Source organism: Ilumatobacter sp., from assembly GCF_049588435.1.
Classification (GTDB): Bacteria; Actinomycetota; Acidimicrobiia; order Acidimicrobiales; family Ilumatobacteraceae; genus Ilumatobacter_A.
Genome location: NZ_JBAVYV010000422.1, coordinates 1 through 7,007, shown reverse-complemented (window position 1 = coordinate 7,007; position 7,007 = coordinate 1). Strand labels below are relative to the sequence as shown.

General features: G+C 68.0%; 7 protein-coding genes. 2 read left to right on the top strand and 5 right to left on the bottom strand.

Annotated elements, in window-relative coordinates; translation table 11 throughout:
• Positions 1 to 194: 194 nt before the first annotated feature.
• Positions 195 to 1,883: a Rieske (2Fe-2S) protein gene (locus WBV89_RS16090; protein ID WP_423982362.1), complete on the bottom strand. Its 1,689-nt coding sequence runs from the start codon at positions 1,881 to 1,883 to the stop codon at positions 195 to 197.
• Between the two features lie 112 nt (positions 1,884 to 1,995).
• On the opposite strand from WBV89_RS16090, the gene soxR reads away from it, so the two are divergent.
• Positions 1,996 to 2,430, top strand: coding sequence for a redox-sensitive transcriptional activator SoxR (soxR, locus tag WBV89_RS16085; RefSeq protein WP_423982361.1), 435 nt, complete (start codon positions 1,996 to 1,998; stop codon positions 2,428 to 2,430).
• Position 2,431: 1 nt separating this feature from the next.
• Here the strand turns inward: soxR and WBV89_RS16080 are convergent, their stop codons facing one another.
• Positions 2,432 to 3,088: a TetR/AcrR family transcriptional regulator gene (locus WBV89_RS16080; protein WP_423982360.1), complete on the bottom strand. Its 657-nt coding sequence runs from the start codon at positions 3,086 to 3,088 to the stop codon at positions 2,432 to 2,434.
• Positions 3,085 to 4,725, bottom strand: a complete 1,641-nt coding sequence (locus WBV89_RS16075; RefSeq protein ID WP_423982359.1) for an MFS transporter — start codon at positions 4,723 to 4,725, stop codon at positions 3,085 to 3,087. The genes WBV89_RS16080 and WBV89_RS16075 overlap by 4 nt, the downstream gene beginning before the upstream one ends.
• Positions 4,726 to 4,992: 267 nt before the next feature.
• Here WBV89_RS16075 and WBV89_RS16070 point away from each other — a divergent pair, with 267 nt between their 5' ends.
• The gene (locus tag WBV89_RS16070) at positions 4,993 to 6,072 is read left to right on the top strand and encodes a L,D-transpeptidase family protein (RefSeq protein ID WP_423982358.1); all 1,080 of its coding nucleotides are present in this window, start codon (positions 4,993 to 4,995) and stop codon (positions 6,070 to 6,072) included.
• A gap of 12 nt (positions 6,073 to 6,084) precedes the next feature.
• Here WBV89_RS16070 and WBV89_RS16065 read toward each other — a convergent pair whose 3' ends face one another.
• Both WBV89_RS16065 and WBV89_RS16060 read right to left on the bottom strand, forming a co-directional pair.
• Positions 6,085 to 6,699 (bottom strand): TetR/AcrR family transcriptional regulator, encoded by a 615-nt coding sequence (locus tag WBV89_RS16065; protein ID WP_423982357.1) that lies wholly within the window; start codon positions 6,697 to 6,699, stop codon positions 6,085 to 6,087.
• A gap of 79 nt (positions 6,700 to 6,778) precedes the next feature.
• Positions 6,779 to 7,007 (bottom strand): hypothetical protein (locus WBV89_RS16060; RefSeq protein WP_423982356.1); only part of this gene is annotated, 229 nt, incomplete at its 5' end.

The following is a 7,007-nucleotide window of genomic DNA, read 5'->3' as shown; positions in this document are numbered from 1 at the left end:
ACCTCGACGTCATCCGCAGCATCGCGAGCGCGGGTGGGCCGTTGCTCGCCGCCCGCGAGTGCAACGTGACCGTCCGCACGATCCGCAACCGCCGCGACATCGCGACGCTCCGGATCCGCCAGGCCCTCGGTCCCGACTGGGACGATTGGTCCGATCCGCTCGCCGTCGCGTGACCGCTGTTCGCGGCTGGCGTATCAACTGGGGTCTGACCCCAGTTGATACGCGTCGCGGTCGACGCGGCCGGCGATGAAGTCGATCGAGCGATGGACGTTGGCCGCCACGAACCGCTCGAGTTTCGGCGCCGAGACGAACCGAGCGGCCGCGTCGAGTGGAAGCATCGTGGCCCGTCGTCGCGCCTCGAGCGCGGCCGCTCGCGAGGTCTTGACGGCGTGCGCGTGGACGATGAACGCACCCGTGCCGTCCATCAACGACTCCCGCTGCAGCGCGTCGGCATAGGTGTCGACGTCGTCGGCGAGACGAACCACGTCGTGACGCTCACCGACGCGAGTGTGCCACTCGTGACGGCCGGTCCAGTGTCCGAGGAACGCCCCGAAGGAGGCGAGGCGCACGAGGTCGGCCGCTTCTCGCTCATCGGCACCGCCGTCACGCGCCAGCGCCGAATGATGGTGCCAGCGGATCGCGTGCGCATACGTGATGCCATGGGTGATGTCGAGCCAGCCGAAGTCGTCCGAGAAATCGGTCTCTCCCGCCGTGTCGTAACGCAGCATCCGCTCGCTGACGGCATCGACGACCACGTCGAGCACGCCGTCGACTCCTGCTCCGGCGCGGAGTGCCGCCGTCACGGCATCGACCGGCGCGCCGCGATCCGAACCGAGGACTGCGCTGCGGAGTTTCCCGTCATCGGCCCAGTCCGGATCGACGTCGCACCTGGCCAACTCGCCGAGATCGACGTTCGCGAGACCGCGCATGAACACGCGCATGTACGGAAGCGTGTCCTCGCGGGTCCCGTAGACGATCGTGGGAACCAGATGCGGCAGCACCGTGTCGGCACGTTCCCAGCCGATCATCTCGAGCAGTTCGAACGCCTTCTGGCTGTAGATCGCCGCGTGCCCGTACGACAGGTGGTGGTCGCTGACGACCTGCGTGAACCACGGGCGGAGCTCGGTCGCACGATCGCCGCGGTGGATCGCGCCGCGCACGATCGACTGCGCGTCCTCGAGCTGCTCGGCCTCGACCGCCGCACGGAACGTCGCGGCGCAGATCCTGGACCGGTCCGTCTCCGGCGCCGGGAGTGGCCGGACGGGACGGTCGCGCTCCGACTCCGAGATCCCTGCGATCGCCTGGACGAGCGGCAGTGCACGCTGGTCGCCCTCGTAGAGATCGATCATCGCCAGGCAGTCGGTCGCGGACGCGATCGAATGCCCCCACCCGAACTGGCCGCGCGGAGCACCGTGGGCGACCGCCTGCCAGAGGAGCTCGCCGGGGTCGGCATCGGCGCGCAGGAGTCGGACCACCTCACGGGACACCTGGCCGACGTAGTCACGCTCGATCCCGCGACGGAGGCTCGCAGCCGCCCGCTCGCGAACCTCGGCGGGATCGGATCGGCGCAACGCGACCCGAACGCCCCCGGCGTCGTCGACATCGACGACGTGGGTCCGGACGTCCTCCTCACCCAACAAACACGTTCCGTCGCTCACCCTGAACTTCCAGTTGTGCCACGCGCACGTGAGGACATCCCCGTCGAGAACACCCTGGGTGAGTCCGTACCCCTCGTGTGGACAGGCGTGATCGATGGCGTGTACCCCACTCGCCGTCCGCACGAGACAGACGCGCTCACCGTCCACCCTGACCATCTTCATCGAGCCCTCCGCCAGATCCGCGAGGTGGGCGACGGGCTCGGTGGTGCTGTCGGTTGCGTTCATGCCCGCCGACCGTAAGACTTCAAGAATGGTTGAAGTCAAGTCGCCGTCTGGCGGATCGGTTCACACTCCACGAACGGCATCGTCGGGCAGGTCGAAGGATCGACTTCTTCCCGTGGGCGAACTGGCCGCGCGCGCGGGGCTCGCCACGTCGGCGATCCGGTTCTACGAGGCGCACGGTTTGATCACGTCCGAACGCAACGCCGCTGGACATCGACGGTTCCACGCCGACGCGCTGCGCCGGGTGAGCTTCATCAAGGTCGCTCAGCGGGTCGGCTTGAGCCTGAGCGAGATCCGCGACGCCCTCGCCACCTTGCCGGATTCACGCACGCCGACCCGTCGTGACTGGGCGAAGCTCGCCCGCGGGTGGAAGCCACTGCTGGACGAGCGCATCGCGCTCCTGGAGGCGATGCGCGAGAAGCTCGACGGCTGCATCGGCTGCGGGTGTTTGAGCCTCGACACCTGCGCGATCTACAACGTCGACGACGAAGCCGCACTCCTCGGCACCGGACCGCGCTGGTTGCTCGGCGACCGGTCGCCCGCTCCCTGAGTCAGCCGAGCACGACGTCGACGATCCCCTCCACGCCCTCGACCGGGAACGGTTCGGCGGTCAGCATGCGCCGGAAGAAGAGCGGCCCGACGAGGAGGTCGGCGATCAGACGGGCATCCCCGCCCGACGGCGCGATCTCACCGCTCGCGAGTCCTTCGTCGACGAGGTCGATCAACACCTGATGCCGCTCGGCGCTGAAGCTGTGATGGAAGTCGCGGACCGAGTCGTCGTACTGCGCGGCGCTCACGAGCGCCGGGAGACACGCCGAACCCGCCGCGTCGGTGTCGGCGAGATGGGCGGCCAGCGACGTGACCACGGAGATCAATCGTTCCCGGACCGTGCCCTCCTCGGGGACGACCGCGTCGGCACGCAACAGTTCCAACGCCGATTCGACCAACGCGAGCTTGCCGTCCCAGTGGCGGTACACCGTTGCCTTGCCGACGCCTGCGCGCTTCGCGACCGACTCGATCGTCATCGCTCCGTAGCCGACCTCGGCCATCTCGTCGATCGTTGCAGCACAGATCAGCCGGCGCGACCGTGCGACCCGCGGGTCGATCGACGGCAGCGCGCCGGCCACCTCGTCAGCGATCACCTCGTCAGCGATCACGGCATCGGCGATCACGTCGTCGGCGATCATGTCGTCGGCGTCGGACGTCATGACGCCCCGTCGGGAGCGACGACCGACGCTCCGTCCGCACGCTCGCCCCGTCGCGTCTCGGGCTCCGCGAGCGTGTCGGTACGACGCCCGACGACGAGCACGAGGATGCCGATCACCAGCGCGACCACACCGGCTGCGCCCAGCGCGGTGTTGAAGGCATCGGAGAACGCATCCTGCGCTCCCGTCCTGAGCGCGTTCGCAGCCTGCACCGGGAGGCTCGGATCGGATGAGATCTGGATCGCCGCGCCGACCGACTCCTCCGCCGCACTCGTCGCCGCGGGAGGCAACCCGACGAGCAGGCTCGCATCGACGCCGTTGCGATAGACGGCATTGGCGATCGAGCCGAGCACTGCGATCCCGAGCGCACCGCCGACCTCGCGCGTGGTGTCGTTGACCGCCGAGCCGACGCCGGCCTTGTTCAGCGGAACGGTCGCCATGATCGAACCGGTGGCCGGGGCCACCGTGATCCCCATGCCGATTCCGAGCAGCACCAGGCCGAGCGCGATCAGCAGGTAGTTCGATGACGCGTCCACCTGGGTGAACACCCCGAACCCGAGGGCGATGAATCCGAAGCCGGCACCCATCACCCGGCTTGCGCCGAGGGTCTCGGCGAGCTGTGCGCTGCGCGGTGAGACCATCACCAGTACGGCCGCGAGCGGAAGGGTCGCGACCCCTGCATCGAGTGGCGAGTAGTCGCGGACGTACTGCAGGAACTGCGTCATCAGGAAGAAGAAGCCGAACATCACGAAGAAACCGAACGTGATCACGCCCGCGCCGAGCGTGAAGCCACCGTTGCGGAAGAACTGCATCGGCAGCATCGGGTGTTCGGCACGCAGTTCCCAGATCACGAAACCGCCGAGCGCCAGGATCGCGATCACGAAACCGGCGAGCACCTCGGTGCTGCTCCAGCCCTTGACGGGCCCTTCGATGATCCCGTAGAGGAGCGCGGCGAGACCGACGACCGAGAGAACCGCTCCGAGCGGATCGAGCGGCGTGGCCGCCTCGTCCTTCGAGCGCGGCGCCCAGATGGTCACGGCGATCAGCACGATCGCCACCGTCACCACGTTGAAGAGGAACGCGGCGCCCCACCAGTAGGCGGGGAACACCCACCAGTCGGTGAGGAGGAATCCGACGACGAGCGGCCCGAGGGCGCCGCCGGCCCCGGCGAATCCGGCCCAGACGGCGATCGCCTTCGACCGCTCCGCCGGCGGGAAGACCGCCGAGATGATCGACAGCGTCGCCGGCATGATGAATGCGGCACCGACGCCCATCACGACCCGGGCGACGATGACCAGCTCGACCGTGTCGGCGAACGTGCCGACGACCGAGCCGACTCCGAACAACACGAGTCCCCCCTGCAACGCCCGTTTTCGGCCGAACCGGTCGCCGATCGCTCCCGCCGACAGCAGCATGCCGGCGAAGATGATGGCGTAGGAGTCGACGATCCACTGGAGATCGGTCGACGTTGCGCCGAGTGATCGTTGGATCGACGGAATCGCCACGTTCAGTCCCGACACGGCCATCACGACCATGACCAGGCTCAGACACATGATCCCGAGCAGGAACCAGCGCCGAGCGTGGATCTCGGGACGTTCGTAGAGTGGGATCTCCGCCTCGTTGGGCGCGGTGGACGACATGGATGCTCCGATGTTCGAGACGGGCTCGTTCCGAACGGAACGTACTCGTCTCGGTACGGAACGCACACGTTTCACAACGTGGCGGTGGCCCTCGTCACATGATGAAGCCAAGAGCGAAACTGCCGTGCCGACCGCCGCGTCACCCAATACAGTACGGGCATCGACGAGTTCAATCCCCCCGTCCGGCGCGCTCCGCAGTCGACTCGATCCGGCGACGCCGGAGCGGTCACACGCGCTCCGATCATCGCTGCAACCGCCCTCGTCGCGGTGATCGTCGGGTTCGGAGTCGTCGGCGCCTCGGGCAACGACGAGGTCGCTCACCCGCCCTCGGCCACGGTGGCACCGTTCGTTCCCGCGTCGACGCTCGTCGCGCCGACGACCGCTGCGCCGACGTCGACCACGGCACCGATTCCGCCGCTCAGCACCAACCTGTTCCAGGGTGTGCAGGGCGAAGACGTCCAGGCAGCTCAGGAGCGCCTGATCGAGCTCGGTTTCGATCCCGGTCCCGCCGACGGCGTCTTCGGTCTGATGACCACGCAGGCCGTGTGGGCATTCGAGAAGCTGGTCCTCGGCACGCCGCGCACCGAAGCGGACGGTGTCATCGACCAGGCGGCGTGGGAAGTGTTGATGGGCGACGTCGGCATCGAGCCGCGGCGTCCGACCGATGGACAGGCCGACCACACCGAGGTGTACCTCGAGGAGCAGGTCATGGTCCTGTTCGAGAAGGACGAACCGATCCTGATCACGCACATCTCGAGCGGTGAACTCGACGACGAGGGCAACCCGGCCGAATACTGCGAAGAAGCGACCTACGACACCGACGCCCAGGGTCGCGAGCTCGAGGAGCCCGTGACCAAGGCGGTCTGTGCGCTGGCGAAGACCCCCGGCGGCGTGTTCGAGTACGAGCGCGAGGTCAGCGGCACCCGCGTCAGCCCGCTCGGCGCGATGTGGAACCCGGTGTACTTCAACTACGGCATCGCTGTGCACGGCGCGTTGAACGTGCCGTTGGAGCCGGCGTCGCACGGTTGTGTCCGGATGCCGATGCACATCTCGGAGTACTTCCAGGACATCATGGACATCGGTGACCGGATCCTCGTCTGGAACGGCGTCGACGAGCCCGAGGACGTGTCGGAGCGCGATTCGTTGCCGTCGTTCGACTACGCCGATCCGTCGGCCACGACGACCACCACGACGACGCTGCCGCCCGAGACCACGACCACCGTCGCTCCGGCCACGACCACGACTCGTCCGGCGACCACCACCACGACCACCACCACGACGACGACCACCGTGGCGCCGACGACCGCCGCACCGGCACCCGCCGGCGCAGCACAACCGGCCGGCTGACCGCTCGCGGCGTCAGTCGCTCGTCGGACGCAACCTCAGCGCCGCCCGGATCGATCCACGGAGATACCGCTCGAGTTCGTCCCGGCTGTGACGGCGATCGTGGACGACGTAGTCGATCGCCTGGAAACTCAGCGCCTGATCGATCGCCGTGATCCGCAGCTCACATTCCTGTGGCGTGAACGATTTCAGCTCGTTGTGGAAGAGGTCGTGGATCTGGCCGCGTGAGACCCGCCGGGAGTGCTGGAAGTGTTCGCGGATCTTGCGGTTCGAGAACGACTGGGTCATCGCCGCGCGCACCGTGTCGGCGACACGGTCGTACAACTCGATTCGACCGTCGACGATGGCCTGGATCCGGTGGTCGAGCGGATCGGTGGGCTGCGCCTGGCCGGACGCCTGCTGGACCAGCGGTTGGATCGATGCCATCGCGCGGTCGGTTGCCGCAGCCATCATCTCGGAGCGGTCGTCGAAATAGCGGTACACCGATCGGTACGACACCCCGGCGCGGTCCGCGATGTCGTCGATCGACGGTTCGTCCGCCCCTTCGATGGTCAACTCGACGAGGGCGTCGAGGACCGCGTCACGGTTGCGTTCCCGTCGTGCCGAGCGGCCGTCGGAGGACTCCACCATCCCGTCGAGTCTAGAACGAGCCCGCAGCGGTGGCCGCCGAACCACGGCACGCACCGACCAACCCGACGGCGCGCAAACGTCAGCGCCGTGAATCGCCCAGCCACGGATCGGGCTTCAGATCCGCGTTGTACGCCCGCAGCGGGTGCCGGAGCGGGTCGAGCCACGCGTCGTCGTCCCACGGCTCGAACGCGTTCGTGACGTTGGCCAGCCCGGTATTGGCGAGTTCGGGGAAGTGGCGGAGCAACACGTTCTTGAGGGTGGCGTCGTCGACCCACTGCATCCCCTCCGCCGAGTACACCTCCTCGCGG